Origin of the sequence: Laspinema olomoucense D3b (assembly GCF_025370785.1) — a bacterium.
GTDB classification, from domain to species: domain Bacteria; phylum Cyanobacteriota; class Cyanobacteriia; order Cyanobacteriales; family Laspinemataceae; genus Laspinema; species Laspinema olomoucense.
Window position 1 is genome coordinate 76,766 of record NZ_JAMXFA010000017.1, and the last position, 20,568, is coordinate 97,333.

General features: G+C 48.7%; 13 protein-coding genes. 8 read left to right on the plus strand and 5 right to left on the minus strand.

Annotated features, from left to right (window positions below; genetic code table 11):
• Positions 1-395: 395 nt before the first annotated feature.
• The 4 genes from carB to dpsA all read right to left on the minus strand — a co-directional run bounded on the left by carB (position 396) and on the right by dpsA (position 5,726).
• A complete protein-coding gene (gene carB / locus NG792_RS14475; RefSeq protein WP_261235839.1) occupies positions 396-3,656 on the minus strand; it encodes a carbamoyl-phosphate synthase large subunit in 3,261 nt (1,086 codons plus the stop codon).
• 362 nt (positions 3,657-4,018) lie between these two features.
• Complete coding sequence (locus tag NG792_RS14480) at positions 4,019-4,573, minus strand: Fur family transcriptional regulator (protein WP_261198373.1); 555 nt, start codon at positions 4,571-4,573, stop codon at positions 4,019-4,021.
• 188 nt (positions 4,574-4,761) lie between these two features.
• Positions 4,762-5,034: a hypothetical protein gene (locus NG792_RS14485; RefSeq protein ID WP_261235840.1), complete on the minus strand. Its 273-nt coding sequence runs from the start codon at positions 5,032-5,034 to the stop codon at positions 4,762-4,764.
• A 155-nt stretch (positions 5,035-5,189) separates the two neighbouring features.
• Complete coding sequence (gene dpsA, locus NG792_RS14490; RefSeq protein WP_261235841.1) at positions 5,190-5,726, minus strand: DNA starvation/stress protection protein DpsA; 537 nt, start codon at positions 5,724-5,726, stop codon at positions 5,190-5,192.
• 539 nt (positions 5,727-6,265) lie between these two features.
• Between dpsA and NG792_RS14495 the strand changes: the two genes are divergently transcribed.
• On the plus strand, positions 6,266-6,511 hold the full coding sequence (locus NG792_RS14495; protein WP_261235842.1) for an Asr1405/Asl0597 family protein: 246 nt from the start codon (positions 6,266-6,268) through the stop codon (positions 6,509-6,511).
• Positions 6,512-6,628: 117 nt separating this feature from the next.
• Entirely contained in the window at positions 6,629-7,279 is a 651-nt protein-coding gene (locus NG792_RS14500; protein ID WP_261235843.1) for a (2Fe-2S) ferredoxin domain-containing protein, read from the plus strand.
• A gap of 99 nt (positions 7,280-7,378) precedes the next feature.
• Here the strand turns inward: NG792_RS14500 and NG792_RS14505 are convergent, their stop codons facing one another.
• A complete protein-coding gene (locus NG792_RS14505) occupies positions 7,379-8,971 on the minus strand; it encodes an iron uptake porin (RefSeq protein ID WP_261235844.1) in 1,593 nt (530 codons plus the stop codon).
• 1,355 nt (positions 8,972-10,326) lie between these two features.
• Between NG792_RS14505 and NG792_RS14510 the strand changes: the two genes are divergently transcribed.
• From NG792_RS14510 to NG792_RS14535, 6 genes are all read left to right on the plus strand, one after another.
• A complete protein-coding gene (locus NG792_RS14510) occupies positions 10,327-11,391 on the plus strand; it encodes an iron ABC transporter substrate-binding protein (RefSeq protein ID WP_261235845.1) in 1,065 nt (354 codons plus the stop codon).
• 121 nt (positions 11,392-11,512) lie between these two features.
• Positions 11,513-12,517, plus strand: coding sequence for an iron ABC transporter substrate-binding protein (locus NG792_RS14515; RefSeq protein WP_261235846.1), 1,005 nt, complete (start codon positions 11,513-11,515; stop codon positions 12,515-12,517).
• A 75-nt stretch (positions 12,518-12,592) separates the two neighbouring features.
• The gene (locus NG792_RS14520) at positions 12,593-14,251 is read left to right on the plus strand and encodes an ABC transporter permease (protein WP_261235847.1); all 1,659 of its coding nucleotides are present in this window, start codon (positions 12,593-12,595) and stop codon (positions 14,249-14,251) included.
• Positions 14,252-14,375: 124 nt separating this feature from the next.
• On the plus strand, positions 14,376-15,455 hold the full coding sequence (locus NG792_RS14525) for an ABC transporter ATP-binding protein (protein ID WP_261235848.1): 1,080 nt from the start codon (positions 14,376-14,378) through the stop codon (positions 15,453-15,455).
• Positions 15,456-15,761: 306 nt separating this feature from the next.
• Positions 15,762-19,346 carry a helicase-related protein gene (locus NG792_RS14530; protein WP_261235849.1) on the plus strand — a complete coding sequence of 1,195 codons (3,585 nt, stop codon included), beginning with the start codon at positions 15,762-15,764 and terminating at the stop codon, positions 19,344-19,346.
• Positions 19,333-20,565, plus strand: coding sequence for an AAA family ATPase (locus tag NG792_RS14535; RefSeq protein WP_261198382.1), 1,233 nt, complete (start codon positions 19,333-19,335; stop codon positions 20,563-20,565). Before NG792_RS14530 ends, NG792_RS14535 begins: the two co-directional genes overlap by 14 nt.
• The last annotated feature ends 3 nt before the right edge of the window (positions 20,566-20,568 follow it).

Below are 20,568 nucleotides of genomic sequence, written 5' to 3' on the forward strand. Positions count from 1 at the left end.
TTTAAGCAAAAAAAGGGGGCGATCGCTCCATCGTTACGGAGCGTCCACCCCCATGAAACCATCCCGGAGACTGCACTAAGGGTCACTCATCAAAAAAACCGCACCCTAAAGGGTGGGTCTACACAAACGAAGCCCGCCTGCGCGGGCTAAGATAATGTTGACTTTTTATACCTGGAGGGAGGATTATCCTAAATCCGGTCCTCTTCGGTTTGCTTTATTCTTTAGCCTGCGCAGGCAGGCTTTGTACCTGTAGCCCCACCCTTTAGGGTGCGGGTTTTAAGCAAAAAAAGGGGGCGATCGCTCCATCGTTACGGAGCGTCCACCCCCATGAAACCATCCCGGAGACTGCACTGAGGGTCACTCATCAACCCTGGTACAGTCTCCTGTTTAACGCATTAATTGAGATAATCCTGAATCGCCTTGACCTCCAACGGTTCACCCTTAAGGGCGCGAATTGCTGCTACCGTTGCCCTTGCACCGGCGATCGTGGTAATAATCGGCAGTTGATAGTCCAGCGCCATGCGGCGAATCATCCGGGCATCCGTCTGGGACTCTTCTCCCGTCGGCGTGTTGATAATAAACTGGATCTGGTCATTCTTAATCCAGTCAATGACATGAGGACGACCTTCATGGACCTTGAACACCAGTTCCACATTCTCCAGCCCATGATCTTGGAGGACCTTGCGGGTGCCATCGGTGGCAATAATCTTAAAGCCCAAATCCATGAACTCTTTAATCACAGGCACCACCAGGGGTTTATCCCGACTGTTCATGGAAACAAACACCGTTCCCTGAAGCGCTAACCGCACCCCGGCCCCTAATTCAGCTTTTGCAAAAGCCTTGCCGAAATCGGTGTCAATCCCCATCACTTCCCCAGTCGATCGCATTTCTGGACCTAAGAGGGTATCGCTACCGGGGAACTTGTTAAACGGCAGAACCACCTCTTTCACCGCAATATGTTCGGGAATCTTCTCTTCGGTATAGTTGAGAGATTCTAAGGTTTTGCCGGACATAATCAAGGAAGCCATCTTCGCCAAGGGAATCCCGATCGCCTTGGAGACAAACGGAACCGTCCGAGAAGCGCGCGGATTAGCTTCTAAGATGTACACCTGCTCCCCTTGCACCGCATACTGAATATTCATCAACCCAATCACCTTGAGTTTTTGGGCCAATTTAACGGTCCATTCCCGAATTGTGGCTAAGGCTTCCGGTTTCAAGGAAATATAGGGGATAGAACAGGCGGAGTCACCGGAGTGAATCCCGGCTTGTTCGATATGTTCCATGATGCCGCCGATCACCACTTGTCCGGTGGCATCTGCTAAAGCATCCACATCCACCTCCACGGCGTTTTCTAGGAATTTATCAATCAAAATGGGGCGATCGGGTTCGACTTCCACGGCAAACTTCATATACCGTTCCAAGTCTGCATCGGAATAGACGATTTCCATCGCCCGTCCTCCGAGCACGTAGGAAGGACGCACCACCACGGGATAGCCAATCTTTTGGGCGATCGCTAAGGCATCCTCATAACTGCGTGCAATCCCATTCGCAGGCTGTTTGATGTCCAATTCCCAGAGAATCTTCTCAAACCGTTCCCGATCTTCCGCAATATCGATGGAGTCAGGAGAGGTTCCCCAAATTTGGGTGGTCACTTCTTTGGGTAAGAGGCGATCGGGCCCTTGAGCCATGAGTGCTTCGTACAAGGGGATTGCCAATTTTAGAGGGGTTTGTCCGCCAAACTGAATGATTACCCCTTCCGGATTTTCCGCCTCGATGATGTTGAGCACATCTTCTTTGGTGAGGGGTTCAAAATAGAGGCGATCGCTGGTGTCGTAATCGGTGGAAACGGTTTCCGGGTTTGAGTTGACCATAATGGTCTCGCATCCTTCTTCCCGCAAGGCATAAGAGGCATGACAGCAGCAATAGTCAAATTCTATCCCTTGTCCAATCCGGTTCGGGCCGCCCCCTAAAATCATCACTTTGCGTTTATTGGAAACGGTCTGTTCTGATTCTTCTTCGTAGGTGGAATAGTAATAAGGGGTGAGGGCTTCAAATTCTGCCGCACAGGTATCGACCAATTTGTACACTGGCTTGACCCCTAAGCCGACGCGGTAGGCCCGTACTTGGTCTTCGTGGGTTTTGGTCGCAAAGGCAATTTGGCGATCGCTGAATCCTTGACGTTTGATTGCATACATCTGCTCTTTTGTCAAGTCTTCAAGCTGCGATCGCTTGAGGAATTTTTCCGTTTCTAGGAGTTCTTGGAATTTATCCAGGAACCAGGGGTCAATGCAGGTGAGTTCGTAGATTTCCTCCACCGTCATCCCCATCAGCATGGCGTGACGCACGGTAAAAATGCGATCGGGGTTAGGGGTGCGTAATCCGGCGCGAATTTGCTCTAAACTCGGCAGCATTTCTTGGCGATCGCATCCCCAACCGGAACGCCCAGTTTCCATCGATCGCATGGCTTTTTGGAACGATTCGTTAAAGGTCCGCCCGATCGCCATTGCTTCACCCACGGACTTCATCTGAGTCGTGAGAGTCGGTTCCGATCCAGAGAATTTCTCAAAGGCAAAGCGGGGAATCTTCGTCACCACATAGTCAATGGTGGGTTCAAAACTCGCCGGAGTCTTGCGAGTAATATCGTTAGGAATTTCATCCAGGGTATAACCCACCGCCAATTTAGCGGCAAACTTGGCGATCGCAAATCCGGTTGCCTTCGATGCCAAGGCAGAGGACCGAGAAACCCGAGGGTTCATCTCAATCACAATCAAGTCCCCATTCACCGGATTGATAGCAAACTGAATATTTGAGCCGCCCGTTTCAACCCCAATCTCACGAATAATGGCGATCGAAGCATCCCGCAGGCGTTGATATTCTTTATCCGTCAGGGTTTGTGCTGGTGCGACGGTAATCGAGTCCCCGGTGTGAATCCCCATCGGGTCGATATTTTCAATAGAGCAGATAATCACCACGTTATCTGCTAAATCTCGCATGACTTCTAGTTCATACTCTTTCCAACCCAGCAGGGACTGCTCGATCAGAATCTGAGACACGGGGGAGGCATCAATCCCTCCTGCCGCCATGATTTCAAATTCTTTCTGGTTGTAGGCGATGCCACCGCCGGTTCCCCCGAGGGTATAGGCGGGTCGAATAATTAAGGGATAGCTGCCGATTTGATGTCCTACAGCTCTAGCTTCCTCCAGAGTTGTAGCAATTCCCGATGGACAGGTGGCAACCCCAATCCGCGCCATTGCTTCTTTAAACAGCAAGCGATCTTCGGCTTTTTCGATCGCCTCTAATTTTGCACCGATTAACTCGACGCCATACTTGTCTAAAACACCATTTTTGGCTAAGGTAACAGCTAAGTTCAGAGCGGTTTGGCCGCCCATTGTGGGTAACAGGGCATCGGGTCGCTCTTTGGCGATCACCTTTTCCAGCACTTCCGGGATTAATGGCTCGATATAGGTGCGATCGGCGGTTTCGGGGTCGGTCATGATTGTGGCGGGGTTCGAGTTCACCAGCACCACTTCATATCCTTCTTCTCGGAGCGCTTTACAAGCTTGCGTCCCTGAATAGTCAAATTCGCAAGCTTGCCCGATCACAATAGGACCAGAGCCGATGATCAGGATTTTCTGGATGTCGTTGCGACGGGGCATAGGCTTAAACTATCGACTTGTGGGTTGAGGTGTTTTCATTGTCAAGGGTCTGTTGTCAATTGCCAGCTTTCAGTTACAACTGACCACTGACCTTTGACTACTGACCCCGGATCGCATTTTTGCTAAATCCAGTTTATTTTACGAGGTTTCACTCAATCCGTATCACTCGGTTTTGCTAATAACAAGATTTGATGACTTCCTCTCCCTCGCCTCCGGTGCGCTCACAGCAGTTTAAGCCGAGGAAATTCCTTCGTCATTTTTTCCCAGGAAGGTGGATACAGTAAGGGGAAGACAAACTGGGTTTCTGACCCTAATTTGTTGCTAATTTGCCAAATTTTTGTGAAGAAAGCCGGTTTTTTGTCCTACTCATCTAAATCCGGTGCCGCTCCCGTACCCCTGTCCGCGATCGCTTCGGCGAGATTCACTGCCATGCCGGATTTTGGACATATCCAATCTTCGGCGAGTAAATAGGGCCATCCCTGCTCAAATGCTTCTAGACAAACTGCATGAAGGGTCAGTTGCGCATCTAACATTTGAAATTGAGCCGCATCTGCTTGCTTGCTGCAAATTTTAGCAATTGAATCACTGGTAAATTCAATCGTCTGATGGCACTGAACGCAAACCAGATGATGGTGCGGTTGTGAGGGTTTGTTCAGTTCGTAGTGTTTATGCCCTTCGGCTAACTCTAGTTCCCGCAGAATTCCGATCCGCGCCATCAAATTTAGGGTTCGATACACCGTGGATAGGCTAATTTTCTCCCCCTGTCGCTGCAACAAACTGTAGAGTTCTTCAGCACTTAAATGGTTGCCTTGGGGGATGGTTTGAAAGATCCCCAGGATGGCTTCCCGTTGAGGAGTCAGGCGACAGCCCAATTGTCGCAATTCGCTTTTGAGTTGAGCCTGGGTATAAAATGGCATGACGACTTACCCAAATTTATGGTCAATGGTTGGTCAGAATTCGGCCCTTTGTCCGGTAGGGTCACTATGGTGGGCGCGATCGCTTGGTTAGCTTCGATACCCCAGGCATCAGCCTTTAGGCATCAAGGCGCCAGATTCCCTAACTCATCGCAACCTGAGCGGTAAATCCAGTCACCCTTTCTCCCTTGCTACAACTCCTCATCCATAACTTGACCGCCAACGGTCTTGACAAAATTATATTTGTCCGGTATTTTCTCCCTCTTATTGAAATTAATACTCAATAAAGGAATAAATCTAGTAATACAGAATTTGGCTTTTATTGCAAGTTTTTTCAAATAAAATTTAATCCCCCCATCCTCCCCATCCTCCCCATCCTCCCCATCTCCCCATCTCCCCATCCTCCCCATCCTCCCCATCCTCCCCATCCTCCCCATCCTCCCCATCCTCCCCATCCTCCCCATCCTCCCCATCTCCCCCCAAAAAAGATGCAGAGAGGGAAAACCCCCCTCTGCCTTAAGCGTTCTCTTCTGTTTAGAATCGATAGGTCGAGTCGGTCAGCTTTAAAAGCTGAACTTCCTTCTACAGTAACGCAGTTTTGAGAAAATCTCTCTATTATTTAGTGGGAAAGAACTAAACTATCATGAGCTAGGAAATGAGCCAGATGATAAGCTCGTTCTTCCGTCGCCAACAGGATTTTCTCGTACAGATACCGGGTGGCGCGATCGCCCAAACTCTCCGCCTGAGCAGCCTGCCGTCGCAACAATTGAATCATCCCTTGTTCCCCCACCAAATCATGCTCCACCATCTGACGGCAGGTATAGACCCCATCCGGTTCCGGGGTCCAGCAGCACAACTCCGCTAATTTACTAAAACTCGCGGCTGGAATTCCACCCAACCCATTCAATCGTTCCCCTAAATCATGAACGTGTTCTTCTACTGCTTCGTAACTTTCTTGAAAAAACTCATGCAGGGAGTAAAACTCAGCCCCTTCTACCACAAAATGATGTTTTTGATATTGCAAATAAAGCGCTTGAAAGCTTGCTAGTGCTACATTTAAGCCCTCGCAAACCGGCCCTGTCACTGAGGTTTCTAATCCAATGGGATTGTCGGCAATATGCCCAAAGGCTCGGACGGCATTCTGCATTTCAGCCATAATTAGTGTTCTCCTTTTTTATTGGCAAATTTTATTGCTCAATAGAGGGATTTTAACACAGGCAAATCGAGGGGTAGAGTACATAGAATACACTCTAAATGTTTTTAACCCACTATAAATTATCAATTAGCTCAGTTTTTAAAATATTGCAGATTACCAACTTTAATAAAGTAAGTTGCGGATTCTTCTGAACAAAATCCTAGGATCCACCATTAGATGGAGTTGACGGGCTATCCCACTACTTTAGCCGGTTATTGCTAGGGGTAGTGTGATGCCTTGATTTAACACTAAATATAGAGTTCTATTCGGCTAAATTGATAAAATTTCTTATTTTTAGGGGCAAAATCTTGATGAATTGTAAAGTTTTGTTAAAGTCTGTCGGAAAGTAGATGAGAATATTTGTCAGTTGGAGTAATCTAAGGGAGAGAGGCGATCTCCAGGTTCAGAACCTGATCGCATTTGCTCAGAGGGAGGGGAAGAATCAAAGGGTCCCTCTACTCAGCTTACTGATAATATTTAGCAAGTATTAGGACAATCGCATGGAATCATCGGAGTATAAGACCGATCTAGCACAGTTAGTAGAAGTGAATGGGACCGAACGATGGTCTGTATTTCAGCGGTTGCGTGAACTAGAGATTCCCTGTTGGTGTGAACCTAATCAGCCATTGCGGGTGTACCTGAGCAATACCAGAGCTACCGTGCAATTTTGGAGTGTATCCAGACAGCTAAATGCCTCGCGTCAGGAGTTAGTGCTGTGGTTAGAACAGTGCTGGCAGATGAATTAATGCAGGGCGATCGCCGGTGAGGGGAGTCCCGGATCCGGTCACTAAAAGGATAGAAAAAAGCGATCGCCCGAGTTTAAGCAAATTTTTGTACAAAAAACAACTACCAAAAACAAGACAATGGGTAAATCATATAAACAAACCTCAGAACTCAATCTCGAAGGTCGTTTCTTAGGGTTTGGCATCCCCGGGGGAACAAATCTCAAATACTTTCGATTGGCGACAGCGGAAGGAGAACGGTTCATTAAGCTAGATATGCCGAAAAAGCAGCGTGCTATTTTAGAAACTCAGTTGAGACCCGGAGACTGGGTGAGGGCGATCGGTGAGAAACAACTGAACCTGAAAACCGGATTGTGGAAGCTCAAAGCCTATCATATTCTCCCGGCCCTCAACTCAGTCTCTTTTGAACCCGCGCCGATCGCGAGTCCTGTATCAGGTTGTGATCATTTTCGAGACTGTGCGATCGCCGAAACTTGTGTGAGTTCTCCACCCCCCATTGCCACCCTCGAACCCATCCTCCCCGAAAAAAAGAAAGCAACTATTTTGATTTGTCAAAAGTCCGACTGCCGCAAGAAAGGCGGCGCTGCAGTCTGTAAAGCATTAGAAGAACAGTTACGTCAAAAAGGGTTAGAAGATAATGTCACCATCAAGGGAACCGGCTGTATGAGTCGCTGCAAAGCTGGCCCCAATGTGGTCGTCATGCCGGATAAAGCACGTTATACTAACATTCAACCCGAAGAAATTCCCAAATTGATTGCCAATCATTTTTAGGGCAATTCAAACCTTAAAAACTTTTTATTAATAAAAAGAATCGGTAAATTGTAAAATTTACCGATTCTTCCCATGTTCAGCAGGACCAATCCAGTGAATTTAGAAAGTAAACTGAGTTCGCATCGTACCCACCCAGACAGTATTGTTGTCTGAATTATGATCGGGATTGGTAATCACGAAAAATCCCGGAGTAATGTTGATTCTCTCAGTGATGGGATACTTGAATAATGCCTCAAAATGCAAGGAAGTATCCGGGTCTTCCCGTCCAGAGACATCATTACTAATGACTTTCGGCGGTTGTCCGATAATAAAACCGAGTACGCTTCCTTCTTTGACTAAATCGGGAACCCCGACATTCAGCGCCCAGTTAAATAACGTGGCACTATCGCCGCTGTTGACATCTCCGTCACTGACTTGGGCTTCGGCTAAGGACCAACCGGCCCAACCGGAAACCGTCACGGGAGCGAATGCGAAGCTGGCTTGTAACCCCAAGTTATTGGAAGAGGTGGCAACATCATTGGTAAAAGGTCGCCTTGCATTGCCAGAACCCGTACCCCCGGAAAGGTTGACCTCACCTCCTGGAAAATAGGAGTTCGAGTAAGTCACGCTGACCTCTAAATTTTCCACAGGAGTGGCGGTGAGCTGGGCAGTTGCGCTATAGCTGCCGTCAAATAACCCATTTTTTGAGGTTGGGGTGTTGGCATTTTCTGCTAGATATGCACCATACAGTGTAGCCCACTCGCCAAAGCTGTATTCAACGCCTACACCGGCACCACCCGGTTGCCGAAAAACAGCAGGGTTGCGACGGGCAAATCGGGAAAGAGCACCGCTACCACTACTTTCAAACAGGGGATTGGTGACGGTCATGAGGTGATCATGAGAGACCCCGGTTCCTGCGAGCCATACTCTGAGGTTATCGGTGACGGCAAACCGATACTCTAGACGTTCCAGGAGGGTTTCGTTCTCGCTTTCTCCGTCGAATCCCAAGCGAGACATGAGGGTTCCCGTGGTGTTATCTAAACGTGCCACGTTGATGGATTGCAGTCGGGCTCGGAGGCGATCTCTCCCGGTTAAGCTACTGTCAAAGACGAGACGCATTTGATAGCCGAAGGAAAGTTCGGTGTCTTCTCCACCCCCGATGGTTTCTGAGCGATCGCCAAAGGCATCAATGGGAGCCATGAGAACTTCACCACTCAATTTTGTAGTGGGGGAGAACTGATTGGCTTCTAATTCTGCCGCGCGAACCTCTAAGGCATCCACTCGACCTCGCAGGGTGGCGAGTTCGGCGGCAAATTCTTCTTGTAATCGGCGAATCGATTCGAGTTCCTCTGGGGATAAGGCGTTTAAATCTTCGATTCGCTCTTGAATCTGAATCAAACAGGCGTTTAAGCTGGCGGCGAATTCGTAGCGCGTCATGGCGCGGTTACCGCGATAGGTCCCATCGCCATAGCCGAGGAGACATTGATGGCGCTCGGCGAGGGCGCTAACTGCCTGAAATGCCCAGTCTGTAGGGCTAACATCGCTGAGCTCCCCGACCGAGTTGATCTGTTCTAGGGGACCTGTTTCTAGGTCAGCCTGGGAGTAGAGATTGATTTGTTCCAGAATATCCAAGGGTTCTGGAGTTGCTGCATTTTCAGCGATCGCCGCCACATCCGGTATGGGATCCGGTTGGGCCGTGGACAGGGCAGGCATTGCAGAGATCCCTGTAGGAATCAATGCCTCGATCACCAACATAGCTGGCGATGCCAGCATAACCTTCATCCAATTGTGACGCATTCCCTTCTTTCCGTTTTTCTCACACCTAAAAAGCACTTTTCCAGCGTTTTTAATGCCAATTTTCTCGAAACGGGTGTTCAACTCAGTGCTGATTAACAGTAATTTTTATTAATAAGCACTGAATAGAAATCCCTCCCTTCCTGCGATCGGTTCTCTTCAGCCTGTTTCACCTGTTGACCATCACAGATCAGAGGACTAGGCAGGTTCACAACCGCCTTCTCTTTCAGGGAGCGCTATGTCGTCATCCTTAAGGTTTCACGATGCCAGGGGGTCTGTGATCCTCCGTAACAGTCTTGACTTAAAAATCGCTGAAAATGCATATCACCTAAAGAGATACTTGATTTTCGGGCCACTGTCAAGTAAAAAGGGCTACATTGTCTCGGGAAAAATATTGAGGCGTTAAAGTGGCTACACTCTTTTTACGGCAAGGATTTCAGGATTTTATCCCTGGGGTTTTCTCCGATAGCTGCTCATTTTATTGATGGGAGTGGGATGAGGTCTCGCTCTGAGGAAAGGGTCCCAGGAAAAGCGGGTCTAACTCAAAAATCCTGGATCCTTAGTCCCGGGTCTTTTTCCCGAATCGGTTCCGTTCCCTGACCCCTAATTTAACTCATCTCTAGCATGAGCTAAAACCGTTTAATATTTAATTTTTTTATAAGTTAAGCTACTTTTTCGAGGGACATCCTACATTTATTTAAATAAAAAGATTAAATTCCCCTTATGGGCAACCCAATGATACAGATTAGCGGTAAACCCCTGCTTGGAAATATCGGTTTATACTCAATCTATCTTAATTAATTGCTAGTTATTAGCAATTAATTAGGATATCCACCCGGAAGCGAGAACCGGCGCGAGTGAGTATCCGAACAACCGGGGGCTGCGGCCAAATCCTGATGAGTAGTAAAGTTTTTTAAGAACCTGTAACAAATTTACCAGAAATTGAGGGATTTTTTCTGAGGTTTCTGAGTAACAGGGGCCATTAGTCCCGGTGTATGGGAATTTTGTTTACCCTTGGTAAGGTTGTGAAAAGAGGGAGTTGGGGTTACAGGGGTTTTGGTTTTTGGCTTTAAAGCAGTTTGGTCTAGGGGTGGATCCCTGATAAATCAGAAACGAGAATTTATTTCATTAAGCTTGACGGAACTCCTCCAATACCGTAAATTGATATCTCGGATTAAAAAAACAGCTTTGGCTGGATAGAATTTCTGAGTTAATTGAGAGTTTTTCTTGATTGAGCAGAAAGAATCCTACAGGTACTTTGGGAGGTGCAAGGAGTGAAACGCAGAAAAATATTGAGCTTATTAGGGTTGGCCCTGGCAAGTGGGGGACTGGCAGTGGCTTGTTCTAACGGAACGACACCCACCGCAACAACACCCCAACCGGAGCCGGTAGCAACCACAGCCGCTAACCCCGCCACGGGAGAACAACTGGTGGTTTATTCCGGTCGCAACGAGAACCTAGTTGGCTCCCTGATTGAACAATTCAAGACCGAAACGGGCATTGATATCCAAGTCCGCTACGGAGACACGGCAGAACTCGCCGCAGCGATTCTCGAAGAAGGCGAAAATACACCGGCAGACGTCTTTTTTGCACAGGATGCCGGTGCCCTGGGTGCGCTGCAAAAAGCCGATCGCACTGCTAAACTGCCCGAAGAGATTCTCAATAAAGTTGAATCTCGGTATCGATCGCCCCAAGGTGAGTGGGTGGGAATTACAGGTCGGGTTCGCACTTTGGACTACAATACGGATTTGGTACAACCGGACGAAGTACCCCAGTCGATCCTGGAATTGACCGATCCAAAATGGGAAGGAAAAATTGGCTGGGCACCTACCAATGGGTCATTCCAAGCCTTTGTTACGGCCTTGCGAGTCTCTCTGGGGGAGGAACAAACCAAACAATGGTTAGAAGGGGTTAAAGCCAACAATCCGAAAGTATATGCCAAGAATACGGCGATCGTGGAAGCACTTTCGCGGGGTGAAATTGCCGTTGGATTCGTCAATCACTACTATTTAGAAAAATTCAAAGCGGAAAATCCAGACGCGCCAGTTGCTCACAGCTTCCCTAACGATGTGGGATCATTGGTGAATGTAGCGGGTGTGAGTATTTTGGAGAATACAGACAGGCTGGCTGAATCGCAACAGTTTGTTAACTTTATGTTAAGTCCCAAAGCTCAGGAATATTTTACTCAAGAGACTTTTGAGTATCCTTTGGTAACAGGTGTAGTGGCGACTAAAGCTCTAACACCCTTATCGGACATTAAGTCTCCTGAGATCGATCTGAGCAACCTCAATGATTTAGAGGGAACACTGAAGCTACTCCAGGAAACCGGCATTTTATAGGGTGTGCCGTAAAAGCTGTCAGGGAAATCAAGGGTGATCGCCCCGATAGCCTAGGGTATAGCTTCAACTGTTGCGACAAGTTGGGCGCAACATCAACCGAAACATTAAAAGATTGCAGAACATGAACTATCGGAAAAAACTGGCGATCGCCGCAGTCGCCATCCTCTTGAGCCTGGGCGGAATTCGGGTCGTTACGGCCCAAGGAAAAACCCTAATTATCTATTCCGGGCGCAATGAAAACCTGATCGGTCCCGTTATTGATAAAGCCCGTCAAGAACTCGGACTTGATATAGAAGTTAGATATGGGGATACCGCCGAACTGGCGATCGCCCTGTTGGAAGAAGGCCGAAATAGCCGTGCCGACTTGTTTTTCGCCCAGGATGCCGGAGCATTAGGCGCAATGGCCCAAGCTCGACGCACCATGCCAATTTCCCAACCCCTGATCAACCGAGTAGACTCGCGCTTTCGGTCCCGTAACGGCCAATGGGTGGGAATCAGTGGTCGTGCTCGCGTGGTGGATTACAATACCCAACTGGTACAGCGCGCCGAACTCCCCAAGAATGTCTGGGAATTGACCGACCCCAAGTGGCGGGGTAAAGTTGGCTGGGCACCGACGAACGGATCATTTCAGTCCTTTATCACTGCCATGCGTGCCACTGCCGGAGATGACCGCACCTTAGAATGGCTACGCGCTATGAAAGACAATGGTACCGTAGTATATCCGAACAATAGCACCATTCTGGAAGCGTTAGGTCGGGGAGAAGTCCACCTGGGGCTAGTGAATAACTATTATCTCTCGCGGTTTATTAAGGAAAATCCGAATTTTCCTGTAGCCCATCATTATATGGCTGGAGATATCGGGTCCATGATTAATGTGGCGGGGGTTGCAATTATGGATACCACCGACCAAAAAGGGGATGCAGAAAAATTCATTGACTATCTCCTCACACCGGAATCCCAGCAGTATTTTGCCCAACAAACAAGCGAGTATCCCTTACTTTCTGGGGTAGAAGCCCCGGCTAAACAAATTCCCATCTCTCAAATCAATTCCCCCAATATTGACTTGAGCAACTTAGCCGATTTAGCGGGAACCATTTCTTTACTAGAGGAAGCGGGACTTTTATAAAAAAGTTGAGCCACTTGAGTCAAGATAGAAAATATGTCATAAGCAATCTAGGGTGCGAAAGGTGCCGAGTTAAGGATGAAATCAACAAAACAGGGCAAGGCGATCGCCCAGATTGGTAAGCGGTTAGAACAGTGGGTTGGGGGCTATCAGTCCTGGGGAAAAGGGTCTCGCCCTCCCGGGTTTTTGGTCGCCGCTGGAAGCATTACCGCAGTGGCGATCGCCCTTCCCCTCCTTTATCTCGTGATCCGGGCAGCCGGTGCGGGATTTGAGGAGGTTTGGACCTTACTTTCCCGTCCGCGTACCCTAGAGGTATTAGGGCACAGTGCTGGTTTAGCCGCAGCGGTTACCCTATTTTCCGCCTTGATATCTTTGCCTTTAGCCTTTTTGACCGAACGGACCAATTTGCCCGGGCGGCGGTTTTGGGCAGTCGCCACCACCCTTCCCCTAGCAGTGCCCAGCTATGTGGGTAGCTTTGCCTTAATTGCCAGCTTCGGCACCCGAGGCAGTTGGCTGCAATTGTTGCTGGAACCCTTTGGGGTGGAAGAATTGCCCTCAATCTATGGGTGGCCCGGTGCGATTTTGGCTCTAACCTTGTTTACCTATCCCTATCTGCTGATTGCCTTGCGATCGGGGTTGCAAGGCATTGACCCGGCGATCGAAGAAGCCTCCCGCACCCTGGGAAACAATGCTTGGTCTACCTTTTGGCAAGTTACCCTCCCCCAGCTACGTCCCTCGTTAGTCGCTGGGGGCTTATTAGTCGCCCTCTATTCCTTGCGGGATTTTGGGACACCCAGCTTGATGCGGTTTGACTCGTTTACTCGGGTGATTTTCATCCAGTACCGGAGTAGTTTTAACCGCAACTCAGCAGCAGTGTTGTCCTTAGTCTTAGTCGCCCTATTGTTGCTAATCCTGGCGATCGAATACCGAGTTAGAACAGGTGCAGCCTATTACAGCAGCAGTTCTGGCGGTAGTCGCCCCCCCACTCGCATCGCCTTGGGTGGGTGGAAATGGCCAGCGATCGCCTTTTGTAGCATCATCACCGCCTTGGGATTAGTCCTCCCCCTCGCCGTGACCCTCTTCTGGTTGTGGCGCGGACTCAATGCCGGAAAAATCCCCCCCGATGTTCTCACCACCGGCTTTAATTCCATCCTCGCATCGGGTCTTTCCGCCATCATTGCCACCCTATTTGCCCTCCCCGTCGCCATCCTGTCCGTGCGCTTTCCGGGCCGAATCACCACGGTAATTGAGCGCTTAACTTACGTTGGATTTGGTCTGCCGGGAATTGTAGTTGCCCTTTCTTTAGTCTTTATTGGTGCTAACTATGTCCCGTTCTTATATCAAACCCTGCCGATGTTAGTCTTTGCCTATTTAGTGTTATTTTTACCCCAATCTGTCGGCACAATTCGTAGTTCCCTGCTGCAAGTTAACCCCCAATTAGAAGAATCGGCGCGCACCTTGGGCCGTACCCCCTGGCAAACCTTGCGGGAAATCACTTTACCTTTAGTCAGTCCGGGGGTATTAGGTGGTGCAGTCCTGGTCTTTTTAACAGCAATTAAAGAACTGCCAGCTACCATGTTACTTGCGCCTATCGGATTTAAAACCCTAGCCACCCAGATTTGGCAAGCGACAGAGGATGTCCAGTTTACCGATGCCGCCGCCGCTTCCCTGACCTTGTTGTTAGTTTCTGCCGGTTCTACGTTAGTTTTGTTAGGGCGAAATTCGGTCAAAAATTAATCTTAAATTGTGATAAAATTAATAAAAATTAGTGCTAATTTGACCCATTAAAGTTATTTACAAATCAATTCAACATGGATTTTTTGTCAAATCAAAATAAAAACTAACTCCGATTGCAAAGCTAATGAACGAACCTGAAATCTTAAGATTAGAATCCGTAACCAAAACATTCGATGGCAGTGGAGATCCGGCGGTGAATCGAGTCTCCCTGAATTTACAGAAAGGGGAAATCCTCACTTTGCTAGGTCCCTCCGGTTGTGGGAAAACCACCCTGTTGCGATTATTGGCGGGATTTGAAAAGCCCGATGCCGGGGTAGTGGAAATTGGGGGAAGACAGGTGGCTGGGGGTGGGGTCTGGATTCCCCCGGAACATCGGCAAATCGGCATGGTGTTTCAAGAATATGCCTTGTTTCCGCATTTAACGGTGGCGGAAAATGTGGCATTTGGGTTAAAAAGTCAGAAAAAGCAACGGATTGAGCATGAAGTGACTGAGGCGATCGCCTTAGTGGGGTTGCAGGGATTATCCAAGCGCTATCCTCATCAACTGTCTGGGGGTCAACGGCAGCGAGTAGCGTTAGCTAGGGCGATCGCACCAGCACCGGCGATCGTCTTACTGGATGAACCGTTAAGCAATTTAGATGTCCAGGTACGGCTGTATTTAAGAGAAGAAATCCGCAAGATTCTTAAGAGTACCAATACGACGGCGATTTTTGTCACCCATGATCAGGAAGAGGCGTTAGCAATTAGCGATCGCATCGCGGTGATGAAAAAGGGACGAATCGAACAATTTGGGACCCCGGAACAGATTTATGAGGAACCCGCCTCGCGCTTTGTCGCTGGATTTGTTACCCAGGCGAATTTTCTGCCAGCGCGACGCATTGGCAAACTCTGGGAAACCGAGGTGGGTTCGTTTGAGGTGGAAGTACCTGAAACGGTGATGCGAGAACCCGTGGATACTTCTAATGAAGGGGAGTTAATGATCCGAGAAGAAGATTTAATCCTGAAACCGGATGAAACGGGACAGGTGGTGATTCGCGATCGCCAGTTTTTAGGACGAGAGCACCGATATTGCTTGATCACCCCTTCCGGACGAGAATTTCATGCGCGTAGTAGTGGGGGGTCTCTGTTGGCGATCGGGACCCGAGTGCAAGTAGAGGCGATCGAGGAACGGTTGCGCGTTTTTGCTCTCAAGGAACTGGGGTAATGGGGGTGATGGGGACGTTTGTCGTAACGACTGAAGTCGTTCCTCGTGACGAAAGCTTAAGCGAGTCACTCACCCTGCGCGCCTCTGCCGCCTGTCTAGTAGCCTGGTCCTCGTGACGAAAGCTTAAGCGAGTCACCAGGAAACAACAAATGACAATTGACAATTGACAATTGCTATAGTTTCTATCAAAACAAACCCCTGGATTTATTTTGAATCAAGGAGTACGCTGGGATAGGCGCAATCCCGTTGCACATCCAAGCCGCTTGACTGAACTCCAGTCCGTCTCATCCTAAAACTGCATAGCTTATGGCTCAACTGGAAGACCTGACTCGTGGGACAACCGTTAAAGGTATCCTACCCCATCAAAACATCACCGTCATTGACAGCAAGTGGCATGGGAGTGATGTGGTTGAGATCATTTACAAAGATGCAAGTGGACAGCCTCATACCCAGATTCTGTACAGAGATGATGAATCCACCCTGGAAATCGTTACAGAAGGGCAACCCTGGAGTTTCGATGGGAATGGTGCGCTCCTGCGCCTGGTTTCTGAAGCCCATCGGATTCGCTTGGCTCATTTATTCGACCCCCTGCTTGCTGTCCATACCTCTCTGGTAGAACCGCTTCCCCACCAAATTTCCGCAGTTTATGAGGATATGTTGACCCGACAACCCCTACGATTCCTGTTAGCGGATGACCCTGGGGCTGGAAAAACCATTATGGCGGGGTTATTGATTAGAGAATTGCTGATTAGAGGGGATTTGCAACACTGCTTGATTGTTTGTCCTGGGAGTTTGGCAGTGCAATGGCAAGATGAGTTGTTTCAAAAATTTCATCTGCCGTTCGAGATTTTGACCAATGACCGCATTGAATCTGCCCGTACTGGGAACGCTTTTACAGAAATGCCCCTGCTGATTGCCCGGTTAGATAAACTCAGCCGCAATGATGATTTGCAAGGAAAACTGAGTCAAACTGATTGGGATTTAGTGGTGGTGGATGAGGCACATAAGATGTCTGCCTCATTTTTTGGGGGAGAAGTTCGCGAAACCAAGCGCTACAAACTCGGTAAGCTGCTTTCTACCCTAACTCGTCATTTCCTACTGATGACAGCGACACCTCACAATGGGAAGGAAGAGGATTTTCAGCTTTTTTTGGCGCTTTTGGATGGCGATCGCTTTGAAGGACGGTTCCGAGATGGAGTCCATGTCTGCGATACTTCCGATTTAATCCGCCGGTTAGTCAAAGAGGACCTCCTCAAATTTGATAGTAAACCCCTCTTCCCCGAACGTCGCGCTCATACCGTCGAATATGCCCTCTCTGACTTAGAGGCAGTCCTCTACAAACAAGTCACCGACTATGTAAAGGATGAATTTAACCGCGCTGAAGCCCTCATGAATGATGGACGCCGGGGGACCGTGGGATTTGCTTTGACCATTTTGCAACGTCGCCTTGCCTCATCCCCAGAAGCGATTTATCAATCTCTGCAAAGACGACGAACTCGCCTCCAAAAACGCCTGCGAGAAGAAGAGATTATCAAACGAGGACTCAGCGCTGAACTCGAACTCAATGTAATCGTTAACCCAGAAGATTGGGACGATGATTTTGAAGAGTCAAACAGCGACGAACGGGAAGCAACGGAAGAAGAAGTCGTAGATTTAGCTACTGCTGCGCGGACGATCGCCGAATTGCAAACGGAAATCCAGTGCTTGGAAGAACTGGAAAAACTCGCCCTGAAAGTCAGACGCAGTGGCAAGGATCGCAAATGGGAAGAACTCTCCAAAATCCTGCAAAACCGTGCTGAAATGTTTGATGCCGGGGGTCATCGGCGCAAACTGGTGATTTTTACCGAACATCGGGACAGCTTAAACTACTTAACCGAACGGATCCGCACCCTTCTCGGACGTTCAGAAGCTGTGGTGACCATTCATGGCGGGATGGGACGAGAGGAACGCAAGAAAGCGGAAGAATCGTTTAAACAGGATGTCACCGTAGAGGTCCTGGTTGCCACCGATGCCGCAGGGGAAGGGATTAACCTGCAACGATCGCATCTGATGGTAAATTATGACCTGCCTTGGAACCCGAATCGCTTAGAACAGCGGTTTGGACGGATTCACCGGATCGGGCAAACCGAGGTTTGTCATCTCTGGAATTTGGTAGCGGGGGAAACCCGGGAGGGGGATGTTTATTTGTCCCTGCTGCGGAAACTGGAGATTGAGCAAAAAGCCCTGGGGGGTAAAGTTTTTGATGTGCTGGGGAAAGCGATCGCCGGGAAAGAACTGCGAGAACTGCTGATTGAAGCCATTCGCTACGGCGATCGCCCGGATATCAAGGCCAAACTTAACCAATTCGTTGCCGATCGCCTAGATCGAGTGCGCTTACAAGAGTTACTAGAAGAACGTGCCCTAGCCCGAGATATCATGGATGCGACCCGAGTCCAACAGATTCGCGAAGATATGGAACGGGCGCAAGCGCGGAAAATCCAGCCCCATTTTATCGCATCTTTTTTCTTAGAAGCCTTCCAACGCTTAGGGGGAACCATTCGACAGCGCGAACCCCAGCGCTATGAGATTACCAACGTTCCGGCAACCCTTCGCAATCGCGATCGCCTGATTGGGATTAGAGAACCGATTCTGCTGCGCTATGAGCGAATTTGCTTTGAGAAAGACCTGATTAGCGTTCCCGGAAAACCCTTAGCTGATTTTGTTTGTCCGGGACATCCCCTCCTGGATGTCACCCTAGACTTGACTTTAGAACGGCATCGAGACTTGCTCAGACAGGGGGCGATTCTCGTGGATGAAACGGATTTTGGGGAAGAAGTGCGGGCATTAATTTACCTTGAACATTCCATCCAGGACGCCCGTACAGATAAAGATGGACGGCGGCGCGTGGTTTCTCGCCGGATGCAGTATGTGGAGATTGAAAGTAGCGGGCCACCTCAAAATGCAGGCTATGCCCCTTATTTAGATTATCGACCCTTAACCGAAGCCGAAACATCCCTAGTAGAAGGAGCGATCGCCGGTTTGGGACTGCGCCATGATATTGAAAATCAGGCCACCAGTTATGCGATCGCCCACCTCGTCCCCCAACATCTCCAGGAAATCCGCACTCGCCAAAAAGACCTGATTGATAAAACCGTCCGCGCCGTCAAAGACCGACTGCTTAAAGAAATTAACTACTGGGACCACCGCGCCACCGACCTCCGGGTACAGGAACAGGCAGGCAAACCCAACGCGAAACTCAACTCCGCCAAGGCCCAACAGCGTGCCGATGACCTCGCCGCCCGACTCCAGAAACGCCTGACTGAACTGGAACAGGAACGCAAACTCTCTCCCTTGCCTCCCGTAGTCGTGGGTGGGGCCCTGGTCATTCCCATTGGTTTATTGCAACGCCTGCAAGGAATTAAAGCATCCACCCCCACCCCCTTTGCCCGAGAAACCAAGCGGGTAGAACTGATGGCAATGGCAACGGTAATGGCCGCAGAACAGGCATTAGGCTATCAACCCCGGGATGTCAGCGCTTCTAAGTGCGGCTATGACATCGAATCCCGCAACCCTGAAACCGGACATTTGCGCTTTGTCGAAGTCAAAGGCAGGATAGAAACAGCAGATACCGTTACTGTCACCAAAAATGAAGTCATCACCGCCCTCAATCAGCCGGATCACTATGTTCTGGCCCTGGTTCAGGTTCCCCTAGACCCCGATGGACCCGAGGGGACAGCCAGCAATCCGGTGACCCCCAAAGACTGTATCCTGCGCTATGTCCACCAGCCTTTTCAACGGGAACCAGATTTTGGCGTTTGCAGTGTCAACTACGAGTGGAAAGAACTATGGAATCGAGGACAAGATAGCCTGGATTACTTAACTAAATTTGGAGCAAATCATGGCAACCCCTAACTATCGCGAGAGTATTAAAATTAGCGGGCATTTAGGACCCCTGAAAGCAATAGAGACTCCCCTTACTTTAGATATTGCTCCTTTGACTGTTTTTATTGGGCCACAAGGAACGGGTAAATCCCTGGTCAGTCAATTGTTATATTTTTTTCGGGATGCTCATTACTTGATTTCCACCCATTCCAAACAAGCAGGTCCGGAAATTAGTGTCAGAAAAGTTATTGAAGGAATTCGCTCTGGAGAAAAGAGCCAAAGAGCTTTTTCTTCTTTTATTATGGGCAAGAGTGTGGACATTGAGTATTCTAGATCCGCCCCCCATCAAGAAGAATATGACTGGAAAATCACCGGCTATCAATCTAATCGGAAAATTAGGCCCACCAGCCATTTTAATCAGCAGATTAAATCCTGGTTGACGACCATAGCCGATAATCCCTCCGGGGCAGGGAATATTGAATCTAATGCCTTATTCGTTCCAGCCGAACGGTCATTTTTTTCTCGATTAATTAATTCAGACCCCCAGTCTTTAGGTGGATCTGAATTACCGATTACGATGCGGGAATTTACGAGGTTTTTATTTAAGGCAGCAGATACGCACCAAAAATGGCAAGAAGATTCGGATAAAAAGCCAGTGGAGGTGAGTGAGATTGACAACATTATTACCTCTGAGTTACGGGGTCATGCAGTTTTTTCTCGGAAAGGGCCTTATGCTCGGAGATGGCAATGGATGCCGGATGAAAGCGATCGGCCCATTGAAATAGAAATGGCATCCTCGGGACAAATGGAAACCTGGCCGATGGTTTCTATTGCTCAAGCGATGTTTGGATGGGAAGCACCACAACGCCCTCTGTTCATCCATATTGAAGAACCGGAAACCCACCTCCATCCTGCTGCTCAAGTCGCTATTACTAAATTATTAGCTTACTTATGCAATAAAGGATTTAGACTGGTCATTACCACCCACTCCCTGTTTGTTTTATATGTCGTGAATAATTTAGTGTTGGCGGCTCAAACTTTGCCGGATAAAAATTTCGAGAATATTCCCGATTCTTCTTTTAGACTCTCCCCCAATCAATTATCTGCTTATTTATTTTGCGATGGCACAGCCATTTCAATTTGTGACCCCGAATCGGGGGAGTTGGATGAAAGCAAACTCTCCAGTGTTTTGGGTAATCTGGAAATTCAGTATAACCAGATTCAATCCTATCAGGTTTTGTGGGGATAAACC

Coding starts and splice junctions, on each gene's coding strand:
- dpsA (WP_261235841.1), bottom strand. CDS start 5,726: ATGGCTGAAATGCAGAATGCCGTCCGAGCCTTTGGGCATATTGCCGAC.
- NG792_RS14530 (WP_261235849.1), top strand. CDS start 15,762: ATGGCTCAACTGGAAGACCTGACTCGTGGGACAACCGTTAAAGGTATC.
- NG792_RS14535 (WP_261198382.1), top strand. CDS start 19,333: ATGGCAACCCCTAACTATCGCGAGAGTATTAAAATTAGCGGGCATTTA.
- NG792_RS14505 (WP_261235844.1), bottom strand. CDS start 8,971: ATGCCTGCCCTGTCCACGGCCCAACCGGATCCCATACCGGATGTGGCG.
- NG792_RS14525 (WP_261235848.1), top strand. CDS start 14,376: ATGAACGAACCTGAAATCTTAAGATTAGAATCCGTAACCAAAACATTC.
- NG792_RS14485 (WP_261235840.1), bottom strand. CDS start 5,034: ATGGGGAGGATGGGGAGGATGGGGAGGATGGGGAGGATGGGGAGGATG.
- NG792_RS14520 (WP_261235847.1), top strand. CDS start 12,593: ATGAAATCAACAAAACAGGGCAAGGCGATCGCCCAGATTGGTAAGCGG.
- NG792_RS14495 (WP_261235842.1), top strand. CDS start 6,266: ATGGAATCATCGGAGTATAAGACCGATCTAGCACAGTTAGTAGAAGTG.
- NG792_RS14480 (WP_261198373.1), bottom strand. CDS start 4,573: ATGCCATTTTATACCCAGGCTCAACTCAAAAGCGAATTGCGACAATTG.
- NG792_RS14515 (WP_261235846.1), top strand. CDS start 11,513: ATGAACTATCGGAAAAAACTGGCGATCGCCGCAGTCGCCATCCTCTTG.
- NG792_RS14500 (WP_261235843.1), top strand. CDS start 6,629: ATGGGTAAATCATATAAACAAACCTCAGAACTCAATCTCGAAGGTCGT.
- carB (WP_261235839.1), bottom strand. CDS start 3,656: ATGCCCCGTCGCAACGACATCCAGAAAATCCTGATCATCGGCTCTGGT.